The 19,099-nt window shown below is 66.4% G+C and carries 16 protein-coding genes; 5 read left to right on the forward strand and 11 right to left on the reverse strand.

Annotation, left to right across the window (positions count from 1 at the left end; genetic code table 11):
• Nucleotides 1-178: 178 nt before the first annotated feature.
• Both ACTWJ5_RS20155 and ACTWJ5_RS20160 read right to left on the reverse strand, forming a co-directional pair.
• On the reverse strand, nt 179-1,549 hold the full coding sequence (locus ACTWJ5_RS20155) for a DUF1329 domain-containing protein (RefSeq protein WP_436410223.1): 1,371 nt from the start codon (nt 1,547-1,549) through the stop codon (nt 179-181).
• 23 nt (nt 1,550-1,572) lie between these two features.
• The gene (locus tag ACTWJ5_RS20160; protein WP_301501106.1) at nt 1,573-3,546 is read right to left on the reverse strand and encodes a DUF1302 domain-containing protein; all 1,974 of its coding nucleotides are present in this window, start codon (nt 3,544-3,546) and stop codon (nt 1,573-1,575) included.
• A 446-nt stretch (nt 3,547-3,992) separates the two neighbouring features.
• Here ACTWJ5_RS20160 and ACTWJ5_RS20165 point away from each other — a divergent pair, with 446 nt between their 5' ends.
• The 3 genes from ACTWJ5_RS20165 to ACTWJ5_RS20175 all read left to right on the forward strand — a co-directional run bounded on the left by ACTWJ5_RS20165 (nt 3,993) and on the right by ACTWJ5_RS20175 (nt 7,461).
• Nucleotides 3,993-4,859, forward strand: a complete 867-nt coding sequence (locus tag ACTWJ5_RS20165) for a pirin family protein (protein WP_444436396.1) — start codon at nt 3,993-3,995, stop codon at nt 4,857-4,859.
• Nucleotides 4,860-4,899: 40 nt separating this feature from the next.
• Nucleotides 4,900-6,132, forward strand: coding sequence for a sugar MFS transporter (locus tag ACTWJ5_RS20170; RefSeq protein ID WP_249917057.1), 1,233 nt, complete (start codon nt 4,900-4,902; stop codon nt 6,130-6,132).
• Between the two features lie 192 nt (nt 6,133-6,324).
• Nucleotides 6,325-7,461 (forward strand): IS481 family transposase, encoded by a 1,137-nt coding sequence (locus tag ACTWJ5_RS20175; RefSeq protein ID WP_135499969.1) that lies wholly within the window; start codon nt 6,325-6,327, stop codon nt 7,459-7,461.
• 377 nt (nt 7,462-7,838) lie between these two features.
• Here ACTWJ5_RS20175 and ACTWJ5_RS20180 read toward each other — a convergent pair whose 3' ends face one another.
• From ACTWJ5_RS20180 to ACTWJ5_RS20200, 5 genes are all read right to left on the reverse strand, one after another.
• Nucleotides 7,839-8,570 (reverse strand): dienelactone hydrolase family protein, encoded by a 732-nt coding sequence (locus ACTWJ5_RS20180; protein WP_074982624.1) that lies wholly within the window; start codon nt 8,568-8,570, stop codon nt 7,839-7,841.
• A 74-nt stretch (nt 8,571-8,644) separates the two neighbouring features.
• Nucleotides 8,645-10,543, reverse strand: coding sequence for a molecular chaperone HtpG (gene htpG / locus ACTWJ5_RS20185; RefSeq protein WP_444436397.1), 1,899 nt, complete (start codon nt 10,541-10,543; stop codon nt 8,645-8,647).
• A 98-nt stretch (nt 10,544-10,641) separates the two neighbouring features.
• Nucleotides 10,642-11,871, reverse strand: coding sequence for an MFS transporter (locus ACTWJ5_RS20190; protein ID WP_256511791.1), 1,230 nt, complete (start codon nt 11,869-11,871; stop codon nt 10,642-10,644).
• Nucleotides 11,872-11,884: 13 nt separating this feature from the next.
• Nucleotides 11,885-12,331: a PaaI family thioesterase gene (locus ACTWJ5_RS20195; RefSeq protein ID WP_444436398.1), complete on the reverse strand. Its 447-nt coding sequence runs from the start codon at nt 12,329-12,331 to the stop codon at nt 11,885-11,887.
• Nucleotides 12,328-12,795, reverse strand: coding sequence for a PaaI family thioesterase (locus ACTWJ5_RS20200; RefSeq protein ID WP_074982633.1), 468 nt, complete (start codon nt 12,793-12,795; stop codon nt 12,328-12,330). Before ACTWJ5_RS20200 ends, ACTWJ5_RS20195 begins: the two co-directional genes overlap by 4 nt.
• Nucleotides 12,796-12,956: 161 nt before the next feature.
• Here ACTWJ5_RS20200 and ACTWJ5_RS20205 point away from each other — a divergent pair, with 161 nt between their 5' ends.
• Nucleotides 12,957-13,175, forward strand: a complete 219-nt coding sequence (locus ACTWJ5_RS20205; RefSeq protein WP_009619390.1) for a hypothetical protein — start codon at nt 12,957-12,959, stop codon at nt 13,173-13,175.
• 55 nt (nt 13,176-13,230) lie between these two features.
• Here the strand turns inward: ACTWJ5_RS20205 and ACTWJ5_RS20210 are convergent, their stop codons facing one another.
• Entirely contained in the window at nt 13,231-13,977 is a 747-nt protein-coding gene (locus tag ACTWJ5_RS20210) for a DUF599 domain-containing protein (RefSeq protein ID WP_074982635.1), read from the reverse strand.
• A 301-nt stretch (nt 13,978-14,278) separates the two neighbouring features.
• Between ACTWJ5_RS20210 and ACTWJ5_RS20215 the strand changes: the two genes are divergently transcribed.
• Complete coding sequence (locus ACTWJ5_RS20215; RefSeq protein WP_249917062.1) at nt 14,279-14,809, forward strand: fimbrial protein; 531 nt, start codon at nt 14,279-14,281, stop codon at nt 14,807-14,809.
• 350 nt (nt 14,810-15,159) lie between these two features.
• Here ACTWJ5_RS20215 and brnQ read toward each other — a convergent pair whose 3' ends face one another.
• The 3 genes from brnQ to sucC form a co-directional block, all read right to left on the reverse strand.
• Nucleotides 15,160-16,467 carry a branched-chain amino acid transport system II carrier protein gene (gene brnQ, locus ACTWJ5_RS20220; RefSeq protein WP_444436399.1) on the reverse strand — a complete coding sequence of 436 codons (1,308 nt, stop codon included), beginning with the start codon at nt 16,465-16,467 and terminating at the stop codon, nt 15,160-15,162.
• A 444-nt stretch (nt 16,468-16,911) separates the two neighbouring features.
• The gene (sucD, locus tag ACTWJ5_RS20225; protein WP_009619384.1) at nt 16,912-17,793 is read right to left on the reverse strand and encodes a succinate--CoA ligase subunit alpha; all 882 of its coding nucleotides are present in this window, start codon (nt 17,791-17,793) and stop codon (nt 16,912-16,914) included.
• Complete coding sequence (gene sucC / locus ACTWJ5_RS20230; protein WP_009619383.1) at nt 17,793-18,959, reverse strand: ADP-forming succinate--CoA ligase subunit beta; 1,167 nt, start codon at nt 18,957-18,959, stop codon at nt 17,793-17,795. Before sucC ends, sucD begins: the two co-directional genes overlap by 1 nt.
• Nucleotides 18,960-19,099: the final 140 nt, after the last annotated feature.

Raw genomic sequence — 19,099 nt, forward strand, 5'->3', positions numbered from 1 at the left:
AGCTTGTCCGTGCCGAGAAAGGATTTGGTGTTAGCCGGGCCCTCGGTACAAGCCGGCTAACACAGAAACACCAGCGCACTCCGAACGATCCCCTCTCCCTTCAGGGAGAGGGTTAGGGAGAGGGAGCGGCGTCAACCCAACGCGCCAAAGCCACCGGGAAACGCCGTTCGCACCCTCCTCAGCGCGAAGCCTTCCGCCGCAAAGCCGCCGGGCTGAACTCCGCCACGTCCGGCGCCGCCTTGCTGAAGTCGGCGGTGCCCGGCTCCTCGTTGTCCAGCCACTGCACGCTGTAGCGCCGCGACTGCAGGTCGTGGAAGGTGTCCAGCGCGGTCCAGACCATGGGCTGTTCGTAGAAGTTCTTCAGGTAGGCCATCGATACCCGCCACAGCTCGCCACGGCCATCGTACTGGTCGACCACCGCCGCGCCCCAGCTGTCCTCGTCCAGGTACAGGGTGCGCTTGCTGTAGATGTGCCGCGCGCCGGGCTTGAGCTTGCCTTCCACCACCCACACCCGGTGCAGTTCGTAGCGGGTGTATTTCGGGTTGATGTGGCCGGGGGTGAGCAGGTCCTTGTATTTCACCTCGGGGCTGGTGACCAGGTAGTTGTTGTAGGGGATGTAGATTTCCTTCTTGCCCACCAGGGTCCAGTTGTAGCGGTCCGGCGCGCCGTTATACATGTCGGTGTCGTCGGCGGTGCGCAGGCCGTCGGAGTCCTCGATCGGGGTGTCGTAGGCCAGCGTCGGCGCGCGCCGCACGCGGCGCTGGCCGGGGCTGTAGCCCCAGGCCTGGCGCGGTTCCTTGACCTGGTCGAGGGTCTCCTGCACCAGCGCGCCCTCGCCCGCCAGGCGCGCCGGGGCGGTGGTGAAGGTCATGTAGTAGAACAGGGTGTTGCCCAGCTGCTCGAAGCTGCCTTTCGGATCGTAGAAGCGGAACAGCGCGGCGTCCTGGCTGGTGACCAGCGAGTAGGCGCCGTTGCGCTGCACGCCGGTCTGCGCCGAGCGCCGTTCGATGTAGCTGCCGCGGTAGCGGGCGATGTGGTTCCACAACGCTTCCAGGCCGCTCTGCGGGATCGGGAAGGGAATGCCGCCGTAGGCGTCGGCGAAGCCGTTGCCGCCTTCCACCAGCTTGCCGCTGGTGGCGTTGCGGAAGGTGTTGTCGTACACCCACTGCGGCGCCGCGCCGCTGCGGCGGGTCTGGTAGACCGGCATCTGGAAGCTGTCCGGGTAAGTGTTGAACAGGGCGATCTGGCCGGGCGTCAGGTTCGCCTTGTACTGCTCCAGGTTGGCCTTGGTAATGGTGAACTGCGGCTTGTCGCCGGCGAAGGGGTCGACGTGGTGGCTGCCCGGGCCCTTGTAGCCGGCCGGCGCCTGGGTCAGGCCGCCGCTCCAGGCGGGGATGCTGCCGGCGGCGTTGCCGGCCTTCTCGGCGCCCAGCGGCGTCAGGCTGCTCTTGAGCTGTGCGGCCTGGTCGGCGCTCACCGCCGCGCGGGCGTCGGTCGCCACCAGGGCCGCCAGGGCCAGCAGCGCGATCATGGGTTTCTTGGCGATCATGCGAGTCTCCATCACCTGGCTGATCAGAACGAGTACTTGGCGCTGATCGAGACGTTGTCCCGGTCACGCATGGAGTTGTTCACCCCGGCGCCGTAGTAGTTGGTGTACTGCATGCCCACCTGGAAGGTGTTCAGGTAGGTGGCGTCGGCGCCGAGGGTGTAGGCCTTGCGCCCTTCGATGAAGTTGCCGGTGCGGTCGGAGTTGCCCTTGAAGTCGTCCTGGTAGACCACGTAGGGGCTGAGCTTCACGCCGGCGAACACGTCGTTCCAGGTGCCGCTGAGCAGCAGGGTGTAGCCGTAGCTGTCGCGGCTGATCTGGTCGCCGTCGTCGGAGCCGCCGACATAGGACTTGTCCTGGGCGCCGACGAAGCGGCGCTTGCTGCCGTCCCAGGCGGTGTACTCCAGGCTGCTGCCGCGGATGAACTCGCCGGCCAGCTCGGCCACGCCCACCACCGAGTCGAAGGTCATGTGCGGGCCGAAGTTGTAGATGCCGGTCAGCGAGGCGTTGTAGGTCTCGGCGCGCTCGTAGTTCTGGAACAGCGAGCCGCGGCACAGCTGCTTGCCGGACACCGCCGCGCAGGCCTGGTCGGCCGGGGTGTTGGCGTCGTAGAGGTTGGTCAGGCCGAGCACGCCCTGGGTCAGCAGGTCGCCGAGCAGGTCGTTGGTGGCCGCGATGCTGATCGGCATGTTCGGCCGGTAGGCCAGCTCGCCGGCCACCGAGGCGTCGCCCAGGGTGGTGTTGAAGCTGAAGCCGTACATGCGGATGTCTTCGACGTAGTCGCGGCGCGCCTGGGCGTTGCTGGCCAGGTCCAGGGTGGCCAGGCCGGGCACCGCCTCGCCCAGGCCCAGCGGGCCGAGCACGCCGTTGAGGGCGGCGATGTCGGCGCCCTGATAGCTGCGCAGGTCCACCGCCACCTGGGGTTCCTTGGCGTGGTAGTTGACGAAGTACAGGCCGAACTCGGTGGAGTTGAGCTGCTCGGCGATGTAGCGGAAGGCCACGCCGTACTGGCCGCTGTCGCGGGCGTCGAGGTCCTTGCCGATGCTGGCCACCTTGAAGGTGCCGGTGTTGGGGTTGAGGTAGGCGTTCGGGCCGGCCGGGCCGTTGCCCAGCAGGCCGAGCCCGGCCACCAGCGGGTAGCCGGCCAGCAGCTGCTTGAACTCCGGGCTGTCTTCGGTGGTGTAGGCGACGTCGCCGCCGTCGGCGAACAGGTCGGTGTCGGCGAAATAGGTGCCCACCGGGTCCAGGCGCGTCTCCTTCCACTTCCACTGGTAGTAGCTTTCCATCGACAGGTTGTCGGTCAGCCCCAGGTTGAAGCTCAGCGCCTCCACCGGCACCAGCACTTCCTTGAGCTCCGAGCCCGGCAGGTGGAAACGCGAGGCGTCCACCGGGTTGATGGTGTTGATGCCGCCGCGGTAGAAGGTGCTCTCGCCCCAGTTCAGCACCTGGCGGCCAACGCGGCCGGTGACCGGGTGCTCGGCGACGTCCCAGTCGCCGGAGAGGTAGGCGTCGAGCAGCTCGGCCTTGCGTCCGGCGATGTGGCGGGTGTCCTGGGTGAAGCGGTCGTCGTCGGGGTAGGACTGGCTGGGGCGCTCGACGCCGTCGGTGGTGCTCAGGTAGTCGTTGCGCTTGTCCATGATCTGCGTGTCGTAGTAGGCGGTGCCACGCATGAACAGGCCGTAGTTCTGGTACTTGGCCGAGAGGTCCGAGGTGAGCTTGAACACCTGGGAGACCAGGCCCTTGTCGAAGTTGCGGTTGCCGTCGTCGGTGTTGATGTCGTCTATGTTCTCGGTGCCACGGCCCTGCACGCGCCACATGGCGCCGTACGACAGGGTACTGTCCAGCGAGCCGGTGACCTGGTTGTCGGCGAAGCTGAACTCGACGGCCTGGACACTGCCCGCCACCAGCAACGGCAGCAGCCCCATGAGCGCGCCGGCGCGCCTGGGCGCCCAGAACGACGGGTTGCCCCAACCCCTTTCGATGCACGTACGACGGTTCATCGAAGCATTACCTCCATGACGGCCAAGATTTATCGCCCCGGGCATTGCGTCCGGCGCTGTTCTTATTCGTTTCTCGGCTGCTGGCCGGTCTGGCGGCCCAGCAGTACAACTCCTCGGATGGCGCTTGCCGGCGCCGGCTGGCTCCTCTGGCGAATCCCCTGCACGCGGAATCTGGCACGATAGTGCAAGCAAGGTAACAAACTGTTTCCCCACTTGCCAACCCGAAAGCATGAACGCCCATCGCACGAAAGCGCGATCCAGACGGATTGGACTTCAGGCAGCGAAGGCTCCGCAATGACAGGTCGCGCCACTGCGACTCACAAATCTGACCGTCGGCCCGGCGGCGGCAGGCAGCCGGCGAAGGAAACGAGGCGGCCCGCGCCCGGGCTCAGCGCTGCGGCGGCGAGCGGCTATCCTATTGGCCATAGCCTTCCGGAAGCCTCGCCATGACTGCCGCCCCCTTCGCCATCCGCCCCCACGCCGACGAGGTCGAGGGCATGCCGATCCTGCGCGCCCTGCCTTCCGCGCAATTCCGCAGCATCGGCCCCTTCGTGTTCTTCGACCACATGCTGGCCACCGACTTCGCGCCGGGCCAGGGCATGAACATCAACCAGCACCCGCACATCGGCCTGTCCACCCTCACCTACCTGTTCGAGGGCCAGGTGCAGCACAAGGACAGCCTGGGTTCGGACCAGTTGGTGCTGCCCGGCGACGTCAGCTGGATGACCGCCGGGCGCGGCGTCGCCCACGTCGAGCGAACGCCGCGGGCGCTGCGCGAAAGCGGTTCGCGCCTGCACGGCCTGCAGGTCTGGCTGGCCCTGCCGCAAGCCGAGGAAGGCCGCGAGCCCAGCTACAGCCACCACCCGCTGGCCAGCCTGCCGCAGAGCGAGAGCCTGGGCGTGCGCATCCGCCTGATCGCCGGCAACGGCTTCTGCCTGGTCTCGCCGGTGCCGGTGCTGTCGCCGACCTTGTATGCCGACATCGAGATGGTTGCCGGCAGCACCCTGACGCTGCCGCCTGAACATCCGCAAAGGGCGTTCTATCTGTTGGAAGGCGAGGCCCTGCTCGACGACGATCCCGCGCCGCTGCGCCAGCTGCTGGTCCTGCCCGAGGGCGCAAGCCCGGTGCTGAGCGCCTGCGCCGACTGCCGCGCGGTGCTGATCGGCGGCGAGCCGCTGGACGGTGCGCGGCGGATGAACTGGAACTTCGTCGCCAGCGACCCCGCGCTGATCGACGAGGCCCGCCGGCGCTGGGCCGCCGGCGACTGGCCGACGGTCCCCGGCGAGCGCGAGCGCATCGAGCTGCCGCGCTGAGGCGCGGCCCTCCCCTTTCCTTCCACGTCCTGGAGCTGCCATGCCAGAGCAGAATCGTCACGCCGGCGCACTCACGGTGCTCACCGTGCTGTTCTTCATGTGGGGCCTGATCACCTCGCTGAACGACATCCTGGTGCCGCACCTGAAGGCGGTGTTCACCCTCAACTACGTGCAGGCGTCGCTGGTGCAGTTCAGCTTCTTCACCGCCTACTTCGTCATGTCCTTCCCGGCCGGGCGGCTGGTGGAGCGCCTGGGCTACAAGCGCGGAATCATCGTCGGCCTGGTCACCGCTGGAGTCGGATGCCTGTTGTTCCTGCCTGCGGCCGGCGCGCAATCCTACCCGGCGTTCCTCGCCGCGCTGTTCATCCTGGCCTCGGGCATCACCCTGCTGCAGGTGGCGGCCAACCCCTACGTCAACGTGCTCGGCAGCCCGCAGTCGGCGGCCAGCCGGCTGAACATGACTCAGGCCTTCAACTCCCTGGGCACCACCGTCGGCCCGCTGGTGGGCTCGGTGACCATCCTGGCCATTGGCGCGGGCGCGGCCAGCGAACTGGGCAGCGCCGCCGCCGAGGCCGACTCGGTGAAGATGCCCTACCTGGTGCTGGCCGCCCTGCTGTTCGCCATCGCCGTGCTGATCGGCCTGTTCCGCCTGCCGCGCATCAGCCACGGCGAACCCAGCGACGGCGCGGCCGCCGGCCGGCAGTCGCTGCTCGCCCACCGGCACCTGGTGTACGGGGTGGTCGGCATCTTCTGCTATGTCGGCGCCGAGGTGGCCATCGGCAGTTACCTGGTCAGCCTGATGGGTCAGCCGGACATCGCCGGCCTACCCGGCGAACAGGCCAGCAAGTTCCTCTCGCTGTACTGGGGCGGCGCCATGATCGGCCGCTTCATCGGCAGCGTGCTGATGCGCAGCATCCGCCCCAACCGCATCCTGGCCTTCAACGCGGTGACCAACGCCGTGCTGCTGGCGGTGGCCATCGGCGTGGGCGGCCACGTGGCGATGTGGGCGCTGATCCTCATCGGCCTGTTCAACTCGATCATGTTCCCGACCATCTTCTCCCTGGCCCTGGAAGGCCTGGGCAACCTGACCAGCAAGGGCTCGGGCCTGCTGTGCATGGCCATCGTCGGCGGCGCCCTGGTGCCGCTGGTGCAGGGCTTCTTCGCCGACCATATCGGCCTGCTGCATTCCTTTGCCATTCCGCTGGTGTGCTACCTGTATATCTGCTGGTTCGGTGCGCGGGGGTATCGGGCGGATGAGGCTGGGGCAAGGTGAGGGGGCAATCGCGGACGGAGTCCGCTCCTACAGTTCCAGGAAAGCCCGTAGGATGGGTTGAGCGAAGCGATACCCATCAGCGCAACCGCATGGGTTTCGCAAGTGTTCTGCCGGGAGACATGGGTAACAGGTGTCGGGAGACATAGGTAACGCATTTAGGATCACGGAATTGCCGTATCGGGAGATCGAGCGATGCCGTGGAAGGAGTGCACACCTGTGTCCAGTCGATATGAGTTCGTTCTCCTGGCAGAACAGCCTGATGCCAACGTGCGGGAGCTGTGCCGGCGCTTCGAGATCAGTCCGAAAACAGCCTACAAGTGGCTTCGACGCTACCAAGAGCAAGGCGAACCGGGATTGCTGGATAAGTCCCGGCGTCCCTTGAGTTGCCCCCGCCGTAGCAGCGAGGACCTGGAGCACGCTGTCCTGGCCTTGCATGAGGCCTATCCCGCCTGGGGCGGCCGCAAACTGCGCAGCCTGATGTCGGGTGACGAGTCTGCACGTCCGCATCACAGCACGCTCGATGCGATTCTGCGCCGGCATGGCCGGCCGTTGCGTTATGGGGCCGACGCCGGCCCTGCCGCGACATCGCGCTTCGAGCACGAGGCGCCAAACGACCTCTGGCAGATGGACTTCAAGGGGCACTTTGCGCTGTTCGGCCAGCGCCAGCATTGCCATCCATTGACGCTGCTCGATGACCACTCACGCTTTGCCCTGTGCCTGGCGGCCTGTGCTGACGAGCGGCGTGAAACGGTCCGCCAACAACTGATCAGGGTATTCCGGCGCTATGGCCTGCCCCGGCGCATTACCAGCGACAACGGCCCACCCTGGGGCTCAACCCGTCGCGGCGGCCTCTCGGCTCTGGAAGTCTGGTTGATGCGCTTGGGCATCAAGGTCGGACACAGCCGGCCTCACCATCCGCAGACCCAAGGCAAGCTCGAACGCTTCCATCAGACGCTCAAGCGCGAGCTGCTGCACGACGCGCACTTCCGCACCCTGGAGCAATGCCAGGCGGGTATGGACCGCTGGCTGGAACAGTACAATCAGCAACGTCCGCATCAGGCGCTGGGCCAGAAGCCGCCCTTGACGCGTTACCGGAGCAGCCCCAGGCCATACCCGGAAAAGTTGCTGGAAGTGGAGTACGAGCCCGGAGAGCGGGTGCTGACGGTACATACCAAGGGCCAGATTCGCCTCGATGGCCGAATGGTATTCGTCAGCGAAGGTCTGGCGGGTGAGCGAGTCGCCATCCGCCCCGCCAAGGAGGATGGCGTACTCGACATCATTTTCATCAACAAAACGGTCCGGCAGGTCGACCTCAGGCAGCCGGAGTGACCATGGGAAACCGTTACCCATGTGTCCCGACAGGCGTTACCTATGTGTCCCGGCAGAACACAAGCTCAACCCATCTTACGAAGAACGCCTCGGCGCAGACAGTTGCTCCTACAGTTCCAGGGAAGCACGGGCGCAGGAGCGGACCTTGTCCGCGATTGGATTCACCGGCCACACCGGACGCCCCGGCGCCACGAATAGGTGTTTCTGCGTAGGGCGCATAACGCCTACGGCGTTATCCGCCGAATCGCGGACGGAGTCCGCTCCTACGGTTCCAGGGAAGCACGGGCGTAGGAGCGGACTTTGTCCGCGATTGGATTCAGCGGCCGCACCGGACGCCCCCGGTGTGCCGGACTTTTGCATGGCCGAACGAAACCGCCCTACTCGCCGAACTTCTCATCCAGCAAATCGTACATCGCCTGGAACGCCCGGCGGGCCACCTTGGCGTCGTATTGCATCTTGCCCGGAATCTGGGCCTGCGGATCGGTGAAGGAATGCGCGGCGCCACCATAGCTGGTCAACGCCCAGTCCACGCCCGCGTCGTTCATTTCCTTGGCGAAATCAAGCAGTTGCTCGCGCGGCACCAGCGGGTCGATAGCGCCGTCGAGGACCAGCACCGAACCCTTGATGTTCTTCGCATCCGCCGGGTTGGGCGAATCCAGGGTGCCATGGAAGGACACCGCCGCGGCCAGCGGCGCACCGTCGCGGGCCAGGTCCAGGGCGCAGCAGCCACCGAAGCAGAAGCCGAACGCGGCCAGCTTGGCACCATCGATCGGTGCCTTGCCGGCCTGGGCCTGGAGCGCCTTGAAGGCCGCCTGCATGCGGCGGCGCAGCGAGGCGCGGTCGTTCTTCAGCGGCATCATGGCGGCGCCGGCCTGCTCCGGGCCGTCGGGGCGCACGTCCTTGCCGTAGAGGTCGGCCACCAGCACCACGTAGCCGTGGCCGGCGACCTGGCGGGCGATGTCCAGAGCGCCCTGGCTGACGCCCATCCAGTTCGGCGCCATCAGCAGGCCGGGGCGCTGCACGGTGCTGGAGGCGTCGAAGACCAGTTGACCTTCGAAGGACACGCCGTCGACTTCATAAGCGACGGGTTGGACGCTGATCTGGCTCATGGGGTGACTTCCTTCAGTGGGAGTAGGAAAAGCACAAAGCCCGCTTAAGGCGGGCTTTGTGTGAGGTTACCGGCTCAGGCGGAAAGTTCCACCAGCAGCTTGTTCAGGCGACGCACGTAGGCGGCCGGGTCCTTGAGGCTGTCGCCGGCGGCCAGGGCGGCCTGGTCGAAGAGGATGTGCGCCAGTTCGCCGAAGCGGTCCTCGTCCGGCTCCGCGTCGAGCTTCTCGATCAGCGGGTGGGCCGGGTTGAACTCGAAGATCGGCTTCGACTCCGGCACCTTCTGCCCGCTGGCTTCGAGAATCTGGCGCATCTGCAGGCCGAGGTCGGCCTCGCCGATGGCGAGGATCGCCGGCGAGTCGGTCAGGCGGTGCGACACGCGCACTTCGGCGACTTCCTCGCCGAGGGCGGCCTTCAGGCGCTCGACCAGGCCTTCCTTCGCCTTGGCCACTTCCTCCTGGGCCTTCTTGTCCTCCTCGGAGTCCAGCTTGCCCAGGTCCAGGTCGCCGCGGGCGACGTCGACGAAGTCCTTGCCGTCGAAGCTCGGCAGGTAGCTCATCAGCCACTCGTCGATGCGGTCGGTGAGCAGCAGCACTTCGATGCCTTTCTTGCGGAAGACTTCCAGGTGCGGGCTGTTCTTCACCTGCGCGTAGCTCTCGCCGGTGAGGTAGTAGATCTTGTCCTGGCCTTCCTTCATGCGGCCGATGTAGTCGGCCAGGGACACGCTCTGCTCGCCGGAGTCGTCGTTGGTGGAGGCGAAGCGCAGCAGGCCCGCGATCTTCTCCTTGTTGGCGAAGTCTTCCGCCGGGCCTTCCTTGAGGACCTGGCCGAAGTTCTTCCAGAAGCCCTTGTAGGCCTCGGCGTCGCTGCTCGCCAGTTTCTCCAGCATGTCCAGCACGCGCTTGGTCAGCGCCGACTTCATCGAGTCGATCACCGGGCCGGACTGGAGGATCTCGCGGGAGACGTTCAGCGACAGGTCGTTGGAGTCCACCACGCCCTTGATGAAGCGCAGGTACAGCGGCAGGAACTGCTCGGCCTGGTCCATGATGAACACGCGCTGCACGTACAGCTTCAGGCCGCGCGGGGCCTCGCGGTGGTACAGGTCGAAGGGCGCGCGCCCGGGCACGTAGAGCAGCGAGGTGTATTCCAGCTTGCCTTCGACCTTGTTGTGGCTCCAGCTCAGCGGGTTCTCGAAGTCATGCGCGATGTGCTTGTAGAACTCCTGGTATTCCTCGTCCTTGATCTCGGTGCGCGGACGGGTCCACAGGGCGCTGGCGCGGTTGACCACTTCCCACTCGGTTTCCGCCGGCGCGTCTTCACCGTGCTGTTCTTTCGGCAGCTCGATGGGCAGGGCGATGTGGTCGGAGTATTTCTTGATGACGTTGCGCAGGCGCCAGCCATCGGCGAACTCGTCTTCGCCGTCCTTCAGGTGCAGGACGATGCGGGTGCCGCGCTCGGGCTTGTCGACGGTGGCGACTTCGAACTCGCCCTCGCCCTTCGACGACCAGTGCACGCCCTCGCTGGCCGGGGCGCCGGCGCGGCGGGTGAAGACGTCGACCTTGTCGGCGACGATGAAGGCGCTGTAGAAGCCCACGCCGAACTGGCCGATGAGGTGCGAATCCTTCTTCTGGTCGCCCGAGAGGTTCTTCAGGAAGTCGGCGGTGCCGGACTTGGCGATGGTGCCCAGGTGCGCGATCACTTCCTCGCGGCTCATGCCGATGCCGTTGTCTTCGAGGGTGACGGTCCTGGCGTCCTTGTCGAAGCTGACGCGGATCTTCAGCTCGGCGCCGCCTTCGAGCAGCTCGGGCTTGGCCAGGGCCTCGAAACGCAGCTTGTCGGCCGCGTCGGAGGCGTTGGAAATCAGTTCGCGGAGGAAGATTTCCTTGTTCGAATACAGGGAATGGATCATCAGGTGAAGCAGCTGCTTCACTTCGGTCTGAAAGCCCAGGGTCTCTTTCTGCGTCTCCACGCTCATAGGTTCTCGCTCCGAGGATGACAAAAGCCGCAGCGGGCGGCGGATGTCAGCGAGATGGGGGCTTCCTGAAGCTTTTCAAGGGTTTGCCGCGACGAACGTCACTGCGGCAGGAGTTCGATGGCGCTGATCTCCGCAGGCCGCAGGCTGTAGCTGGCCTGGCCGGCGCCGGTGAGCAGGTGGCGGATGACCACCCGGCCGTTCGGGTCCAGGCCGGTGAACACGCCTTCGGCCACGCGCCCGCGTTCGGTGGTCACGCGCATGCCGCGGTTGACGTAGCGCTGCGGCTCGGCCTGCAGGCGCTCCAGGCTCAGCGGCCGCGTCGCGCTGCCGGGCTGCGGCGCGGCGGGCCCGGGTTCGGCCACCGGGGCGCTGGCCTCGGCGCGCGGCGCCAGCTTCGGGTAGCGGTCGCCGCGCACCGCCCAGCCACGGCTGGCGCTGCGCTTGAGCTCCAGGTCCAGGTGCTGCGCTTCGCCGTCCAGGCGGAAGTCCAGCGGCACCTGCATGATCGGGCCCAGGGGCTCCAGGCGCGTCTCGGGCAATTCCAGCTGGCGGCCCGGGAAGCGCCGCTGCAGGTAGTCGCGCAGGACGTAGGCCAGGGTGTCGGCGGAGTCGAAACGGGTGTCCACCTGGCCGTCGCGGTAGCGCAGGCGGTCGGTGTACAGCTCAATGCGGCCGCTGAGGGTGGTGCGGTATTCCGTCGGCAGCACCAGGTGGAAGTCGCCGCGCAGGCGGTTGGGCGCCTCGGGCTGCAGGTCCAGGTGCAGGCTGTAGCCGCGCTCCAGGCGCACGGCCTCGGGCAGGTCGGCGCCCGGCGCCAGCCAGCTGACCTCCACCACGGGCCGCGGCCCGCGGTCGTCCGGCAGCACGTCCAGGCGCAGCGGCCCGTGCGGCTGGGCGGCCAGGCGGATGCGCACCTCGCGGTGGGCATAGAAGTCCTGGCCCTCGCGCAGGCTGAGCACGCCGTCGATCAGCTCCGCCTGCTGCGGCGCGAAGGCCTGGCCGTCGAGTTCGCCGCGCAGGGCGATGTCCAGCTCCGGCGCCGCCGCCGGCTCGCTGCGCAACCATTGCAGGCTGAGGATGGCCTCAAGCCGCGCGCTGTCGCGGCTGGCGAGCATGGCCAGGCCGACGACCAGGGGAATGCAGCCCAGAGCGCCGAGGAACAGCGCCTTGCGCGCGAAGCCCCAGTGCCGCGCCAGGAACACCGGCGCCAGCGGCGGCAGCAGGCAGGCCAGGCCCCACAGCGGGCCGCGCGCGAACGCCAGCATGACCAGCCAGGCGTAGCCGGCCAGGATCAGCAACAGCCCGCCGAGGATCAGCAGCGTGTCCATCGAGCCCCCGGCCTCAGGCGCCGTCGACCTTGAAATGCGCCCGCGCGGTGGCGATCGGCTCGGCGCGAGTGCTCTGCCAGGCGGTGATGGCGACGTTGGCCACGCGCCGGCCCTGGCGCCACACCTGGCACTGGGCGTAGGTGTCGCGGAAGTGCCCGGCGCGCAGGTAGTCGACGGAGAAGTCGATGATCTTCGGCAGGTGCGGCACGCCCATGAGCATCAGCAGGTGCAGCATGGCCGCGTGTTCCATGAAGCCGGCGATCACCCCGCCGTGCAGCGCCGGCAGCGTCGGGTTGCCGATGTTGTCGCGGCTGGCCGGCAGGTGGAAGATCACCTCCTCGCCCAGGCGCAGGCAGCGGATGCCGATCAGCCGGGCGTAGGGGATCATGTCCAGCAGCGGGCTGAAATCGTTGTCCTGGTGCATCTGGCGCAGCAGGTTCTCGATGTTCGGCGTGCTCATGCGCCCTCCCCCTTGGCGCCCGCCGGCGCGCCGGTGGCGCCCTTGCCCAGGCGCATGAAGGTGCCGACCACGTGGGCGATGGGCTGCTCGGGGTCGTCCTGGTAGGCGATGCCGCGGGTGAAGATGACGGTGGGCGTCACGCGGTAGCACTCGGCGAAACCGAAGATGTCCTTGTGCGGCTCGGCCGGGTGCATGTAGTCGATGCGCAGGTCGAGGGTCGGGCAGATTTCGAACTGCGGCAGCACGCAGAGCGTCGAGATGCCGCAGGTGGTGTCCATCAGGGTGGTGATGGCGCCGCCGTGGATCACGCCGGTTTCCGGGTTGCCAACGATCGCTTCGCTATAAGGCAGGCGCAGGGTCAAACCCTTTTCGTCCGCGGCATGGGCCGCGATGCCCAGCACCTGGCAATGGCGCAGGACGGCGAGGAAGCGTTGCGCGCGCTCTAGAATGGACATTTCACTCATGCGGATCGGGGCCCCGGGATGCTCGAAGGCGCATCATACTCCGCCGCCAAAGGGCGCTGCAGTGAATAATCGTAGTGCCGGCGCAAACTTGCGTTGAACTTCTGAGGAAGGTCTCAGCTCAAAGGGCTAACACCAGGAACGCCGCACATGGAGGCTCCACGATGAAAAAAACCCTTCCCTTCGCTCTGATGCTGGTTGCAGGCCTGACGCTGGCCGGCTGCGACAAGAAAGAAGAGCCCAAGGCCCCGCCGGCCGCGCCGAGCACCGAGCAGCCGGCGACCCCGGCGCCGACCACTCCGCCGGCCAACGAAGCCGCTCCGGCGCCGACCACCCCGGCTCCGGACACCGCGCCGGCTCCGTCCAACGAGGAGCAGAAGTAACCGCCCGCTCCCCGTACAACGCACAAGGCCCGCATTCGCGGGCCTTGTCGTTTCTTCACTCCGGCTCTTTCGCCGGCTCCCCGTGGGGCGTGGGGGTGAACACCATCACCTTGAGCACGTCGGAATGGAATTCGCGCTGGTACAGCACCCCGACCACCCCGGCGGTGACCAGCATGAAGATCCACGGGTTGATGAACCAGGCCAGCATGGCCAGGCCGAAGTAGTAGGAACGCAGGCCCTGGTTGAACTGGTGCGCGGCCATGGACACCACCCGCGCGGCGCGCTCGGCGAAGGCATTGCGCTCCTGCTCGCCGACGTGGCGCTCGCCGATCATCGGCGCCGAGCCCACCAGCACGGCGGCGAAGTTGTACTGGCGCATGCACCAGCTGAAGGTGAAGAAGGCATACACGAACACCACCGCCAGGCACAGCAGCTTCAGCTCCGACAGCCCGCGGGTCGGCGAGGCCACGAAAGGCAGGTCGGCCAGCACCGACACGGTGCGCTCGGCCGAGCCCAGCAGGGTGAGGATGCCGGCCAGGATGATCAGGGTGCTGGAAGCGAAGAACGAGGCGTTGCGCTCCAGGTTGCCGATCACGCTGGCATCGGCCACGCGGTTGTCGCGCAGCAGCAGGCGGCGCATCCAGTCCTTGCGGTACAGGTGCAGCACGCTGGCCAGGCACGCGGTGTCGCGGGCCCTGTGGCTGGCGTAGCGGGCATAGCCGACCCAGCAGAAGGCGAACCAGAGCATGGCCAGCAGGTTCCACAGGTACTGGATATCGAAGAGATCGACGACGTCGGTCATGGGCTTCCTTGGCGGGCCCTGTCGGCGGGCCGGGCCTGTTGATCGGGTGATTGAGGGAGAACGCGGCAGATAGACGCCGGATGTCGGCGGGAAGACACGAAGCTGCGTCACCTCCCCCATCGGGACACTTGACTACGCCAAACCGAAGGCAATTCCTACAAGCAAACGAGCCTTTCCCTCAAAAGCCCTGCCCTAGAATCGCGGCGGCCATCACGGCATTCCCGGCGCATCTGTGCAGATCGCCCAGTGAGTCGTGAGCAAGCGCACAAACCCGACCTCCCTCACTTGTAGTTGGACCAAAATGAAAACAATCGCCTTTGCCTTCGCCCTGTCCGGAACCCTTCTGGCCAGCAACGCCCAAGCCGCCGCAGGCTCGGTAAGCTTCGACGGATACATCACCCCCTCTACCTGCGCCGTAGCCGTCAACGGCCAGGGCGAACATGGCGCCGTGACCTTGAAGCCGGTCGGCTGGGAAAAGCTGCAGAACGCCGGGGATCTCGCCGGCGACACGCCGTTCACCATCACCCTCACCGGCTGCGGTGAAAGCGGCGCGCCGGCCTGGGTCCGCCCCAAGTTCGCCTCCACCGGGGTGAACCCCGCGACCGGCAACCTCCGGAACCAGAGCGGCGACGGCAACTCGGACATCGAAATCCAGCTGCGCAACGGCACCTACGCCACCATCGACCTGATGACCAACGAAAACAACTCCCCGCAGATAGCCGACTCGGTCATGACCTTCGACTACCACGCCCATTACTACCGCGCCGGGACCACGGGCACCGTAAGCGGCCGCGTCACGGCGAAGCTGGAGTTCTCGGTGGAGTACATATGACGGTCCCCTCCTCGACAATGTGAGGACCCGTAGGGCGGACAGAGTCTGCTCCTACGGTTACAGAGAAACACGGACGTAGGAGCGGACTCCGTCCGCGATTGGGTTTACCGGTCACGCCGAACGCCCCGGTGGCACGGCCAACGGCGGATAACCGCGAACGGTTATACGCCCTACGCTCCTACACGACGTCCCGTAGGATGGCGTTGAGCGAAGCGATAGCCATCACCATGGCCCGATGGGTATCGCAGGTTCAACCCATCCTACGAAAAGCACCTCGGCGCGTCGGCAAGGCAGTTGCGCAACGAAAAAGGCCGCCTCGTGGGCGGCCTTTCTCATTGTGGCGGGCCCGGTCAGGCCACGGCTTCGCTCGGTTCGCCGAGCAGGCGGTCGATCACCACCATCACGGCGAGCATGGCCACCGACGGAATCAGCCAGGCCAGGCCCTGCTCGGACAGCGGCAGGTGGGCCAGCCATTCCGGTAGGGCGAAGCCGGCGCCCTTGAGCGCGTCGATCATGCCGAACACCAGCGACACCGTCATCACCGGGGCGACTATGCGCGTCTGCGACTTCCACAGGCCGGCGCAGAAGCTCAGCGCCACCAGCACGATGCACGGCGGGTAGATGGCGGTCAGCACCGGCACCGAGAACTGGATCAGCTTGGTCAGGCCGAGGTTGGACACCAGCAGCGAGAAGCCGGCCAGGATCACCACCAGGCTGCGGTAGGACAGCGGCAGGATGCGGCAGAAGTACTCGGCGCAGGCGCAGGTCAGGCCCACGGCGGTGACCAGGCAGGCCAGGGCGATGAGCACGGCGAGGAAGCCGCTGCCCAGGGAGCCGAAGGTGTGCTGCACATAGGCGTGCAGCACGGCCGCGCCGTTGGTTGCGCCGGCGGCGATGTCGTGGCTGCCCGAGCCCAGGCGGAACAGGCTGATGTACACCAGCGCCAGCCCTACCCCGGCGATCAGGCCGGCGATCACCGCGTAGCGGGTGATCAGGCGCGGCGACTGCACGCCGCGGGAGCGGATGGCGTTGACGATGACGATGCCGAAGACCAGGGCGCCCAGGGTGTCCATGGTCAGGTAGCCGTTGATGAAGCCCTGGGAGAAGGCCGCGTGCTCGTAGCTCGGCTCGGCCTGGCCGATGGTCCCGGCCGGCAGCATGAAGGCGGCGATGCCCAGCGCGGCCAGGGCGATGATCTTCAGCGGGGCGAGGAAGCGGCCCACGGTGTCCAGCAGCTTGCCGGGGTACAGCGAGATCAGCAGGACGATGGCGAAGTACACCAGGCTGTAGAGGAACAGCGGCAGCGGGCCGTCGCCGGTGAGCGGCGCCAGGCCGACTTCGAAGGACACGGTGGCGGTGCGCGGGGTGGCGAACAGCGGGCCCACGGAGAGGTAGCAGACCGCCGCCAGCAGGCCGCCGGCGACGCGCCCGATGGGGTGGCTCAGGGTGTCCATGGCGCCGCCGACCTTGGCCAGGGCGACCACGGTGATGACCGGCAGGCCGACCGCGGTGATCAGGAAGCCGAGGGCCGCCATCCATACGTGCGGGCCGGAGTGCAGGCCGACGATGGGCGGGAAGATGATGTTGCCGGCCCCGACGAACAGGGCGAAGGTCATAAAGCCGAGCGCCAGGATGTCCTGGCCTTTCAAGACGTTCATTTAGGGGAATACCACAGTGCTGAAACGGGTTTCGTGGCCTCCCAAGGCACAAAAGCCGAACGGGCACGGCGCAGCCGCATCGGAGATGCCTGCGTTCATACCTGCACGGGAGATTGTTCTTGGAAGTCCGATAGCAGAGGTTTTCCATGGGCTCGTGGCCCGTTTGCTCCTGCATTCTGGTTGTCCCGCCATCCATGACGGTCCGGAATAGCCGCCGCTCCGGGTAGGAGTTGGCGGTTAGCACGCCTTCCCTTGTGGGGAACGCAGCGCTGGGGATAGTTGCTAGCCTAACGATCTATCCCGATGAACTGTACTGACGTATGTCAGCTCGTCCACGGGATGAAAGGGCGTGTCGCCTGAACGACACTTCTGAGGACGTCTCACCAAAACAAGAGGCCACCCGAAGGTGGCCTCTCGCGACGGACGGTCAGGTAAGCGAAGCGCTTACTTGGTCGCCCAACCGGTCAGCTCGGCCAGGGCCTTGCCGATGTCGGCCAGGGAACGCACGGTTTTCACACCGGCGTCCTGCAGGGCGGCGAACTTCTCGTCCGCGGTGCCCTTGCCACCGGAGATGATGGCGCCGGCATGGCCCATGCGCTTGCCGGGCGGCGCGGTGACGCCAGCGATGTAGGACACCACCGGCTTGGTCACGTTGGCCTTGATGTAGGCAGCGGCTTCTTCTTCAGCCGAACCACCGATCTCGCCGATCATGACGATGGCTTCGGTTTTCGGGTCTTCCTGGAACAGCTTCAGGATGTCGATGAAGTTGGAGCCCGGGATCGGGTCGCCACCGATGCCCACGCAGGTGGACTGGCCGAAGCCGGCGTCGGTGGTCTGCTTCACGGCTTCGTAGGTCAGGGTGCCGGAACGCGACACGATGCCCACTTTGCCCGGCAGGTGGATGTGACCCGGCATGATGCCGATCTTGCACTCGCCGGGGGTGATCACGCCCGGGCAGTTCGGGCCGATCAGGCGTACGCCCAGCTCGTCGCACTTGACCTTGGCGTCCAGCATGTCGAGGGTCGGGATGCCTTCGGTGATGCAGACGATCAGCTTGATGCCACCGAAGGCGGCTTCCAGGATCGAGTCCTTGCAGAACGGAGCCGGAACGTAGATCACCGAGGCTTCGGCGCCGGTGGCTTCAACGGCTTGCTTGACGGTGTCGAACACCGGCAGGCCCAGGTGGGTGGTGCCGCCCTTGCCGGGGGTCACGCCGCCGACCATCTTGGTGCCGTAGGCGATGGCCTGTTCGCTGTGGAAGGTGCCCTGCGAGCCGGTGAAGCCCTGGCAGATGACCTTGGTGTCTTTGTTGATCAGGATGCTCATTACTTACCCTCCGCGGCCTTGACGACTTGCTGGGCAGCGTCGGTCAGGCTGGTCGCCGCGATGATGTTCAGACCGCTTTCGGCCAGTACCTTGGCGCCGAGTTCGGCGTTGTTGCCTTCCAGACGGACGACAACCGGAACCTTCACGCCGACTTCTTTAACGGCACCGATGATGCCTTCGGCGATCATGTCGCAGCGGACGATGCCGCCGAAGATATTCACCAGTACGGCAGCGACGTTGCTGTCGGAGAGGATGATCTTGAACGCTTCGGTCACGCGCTCTTTGGTCGCGCCGCCGCCAACGTCGAGGAAGTTGGCCGGCTTGCCGCCGTGCAGGTTGACGATGTCCATGGTGCCCATGGCCAGGCCTGCGCCGTTGACCATGCAGCCGATGTTGCCTTCCAGCGCGACGTAGTTCAGCTCCCACTTCTGCGCATGGGCTTCACGGGCGTCGTCCTGGGACGGGTCGTGCATGGCGCGCAGCTTGGGCTGACGGTACAGGGCGTTGGAGTCGATGTTGATCTTGGCGTCCAGGCAGTGCAGGTTGCCGTCTTTCTTGATCACCAGCGGGTTGACTTCGAGCAGGGCCAGGTCGTAATCCTGGAACAGCTTGGCCAGGCCGACGAAGATGTGCACGAACTGCTTGATCTGGTCGCCCTTCAGGCCCAGCTGGAAGGCCAGCTCGCGGCCCTGGAACGGCTGGGCGCCGACCAGCGGGTCGATGGTGGCCTTGAGGATCTTCTCGGGAGTGTCGTGGGCGACCTTCTCGATGTCCACGCCACCTTCGGTGGAGGCCATGAAGACGATACGGCGGCTGGAACGGTCGACGACGGCGCCGAGGTACAGCTCCTTGTCGATGTCGGTGCAGGATTCCACCAGGATCTTGCTGACCGGCTGGCCATTGGCGTCAGTCTGGTAGGTCACCAGACGCTTGCCCAGCCAGTTGGCGGCGAACGCCTTGGCGTCCTCCTTGCTCTTGACCAGCTTCACACCGCCCGCTTTACCGCGGCCACCGGCGTGCACCTGGGCTTTCACGACCCACTCGGTGCCACCGATTTTCTCACAGGCTTCTGCGGCCTCTTCGGGTGTGTCGACGGCGAAGCCCTTGGATACGGGCAGGCCGTACTCAGCGAACAGCTGCTTACCCTGATACTCGTGGAGATTCATGCTTGTCTACCGTTTTTTCGTCTTGGGTATTGCGCATTCGGCGCAGCGCTCGTGGCGCCGCACCACCTGTGATTCCCGCGCCGCGGCGCGGGAATCCGGCGGGGTGGTCACGACAGTCCCTCGCGAATGACTGCCGCCCT

This window comes from Pseudomonas sp. A6 (assembly GCF_052367875.1).
GTDB lineage: Bacteria > Pseudomonadota > Gammaproteobacteria > Pseudomonadales > Pseudomonadaceae > Pseudomonas > Pseudomonas citronellolis.

Bases quoted from the DNA above. Each gene is read 5' to 3' on its own strand.
- ACTWJ5_RS20155 (WP_436410223.1), bottom strand. From the start codon at position 1,549: ATGATCGCCAAGAAACCCATGATCGCGCTGCTGGCCCTGGCGGCCCTG.
- ACTWJ5_RS20160 (WP_301501106.1), bottom strand. From the start codon at position 3,546: ATGAACCGTCGTACGTGCATCGAAAGGGGTTGGGGCAACCCGTCGTTC.
- ACTWJ5_RS20165 (WP_444436396.1), top strand. From the start codon at position 3,993: ATGACTGCCGCCCCCTTCGCCATCCGCCCCCACGCCGACGAGGTCGAG.
- ACTWJ5_RS20170 (WP_249917057.1), top strand. From the start codon at position 4,900: ATGCCAGAGCAGAATCGTCACGCCGGCGCACTCACGGTGCTCACCGTG.
- ACTWJ5_RS20175 (WP_135499969.1), top strand. From the start codon at position 6,325: ATGCCGTGGAAGGAGTGCACACCTGTGTCCAGTCGATATGAGTTCGTT.
- ACTWJ5_RS20180 (WP_074982624.1), bottom strand. From the start codon at position 8,570: ATGAGCCAGATCAGCGTCCAACCCGTCGCTTATGAAGTCGACGGCGTG.
- htpG (WP_444436397.1), bottom strand. From the start codon at position 10,543: ATGAGCGTGGAGACGCAGAAAGAGACCCTGGGCTTTCAGACCGAAGTG.
- ACTWJ5_RS20190 (WP_256511791.1), bottom strand. From the start codon at position 11,871: ATGGACACGCTGCTGATCCTCGGCGGGCTGTTGCTGATCCTGGCCGGC.
- ACTWJ5_RS20195 (WP_444436398.1), bottom strand. From the start codon at position 12,331: ATGAGCACGCCGAACATCGAGAACCTGCTGCGCCAGATGCACCAGGAC.
- ACTWJ5_RS20200 (WP_074982633.1), bottom strand. From the start codon at position 12,795: ATGAGTGAAATGTCCATTCTAGAGCGCGCGCAACGCTTCCTCGCCGTC.
- ACTWJ5_RS20205 (WP_009619390.1), top strand. From the start codon at position 12,957: ATGAAAAAAACCCTTCCCTTCGCTCTGATGCTGGTTGCAGGCCTGACG.
- ACTWJ5_RS20210 (WP_074982635.1), bottom strand. From the start codon at position 13,977: ATGACCGACGTCGTCGATCTCTTCGATATCCAGTACCTGTGGAACCTG.
- ACTWJ5_RS20215 (WP_249917062.1), top strand. From the start codon at position 14,279: ATGAAAACAATCGCCTTTGCCTTCGCCCTGTCCGGAACCCTTCTGGCC.
- brnQ (WP_444436399.1), bottom strand. From the start codon at position 16,467: ATGAACGTCTTGAAAGGCCAGGACATCCTGGCGCTCGGCTTTATGACC.
- sucD (WP_009619384.1), bottom strand. From the start codon at position 17,793: ATGAGCATCCTGATCAACAAAGACACCAAGGTCATCTGCCAGGGCTTC.
- sucC (WP_009619383.1), bottom strand. From the start codon at position 18,959: ATGAATCTCCACGAGTATCAGGGTAAGCAGCTGTTCGCTGAGTACGGC.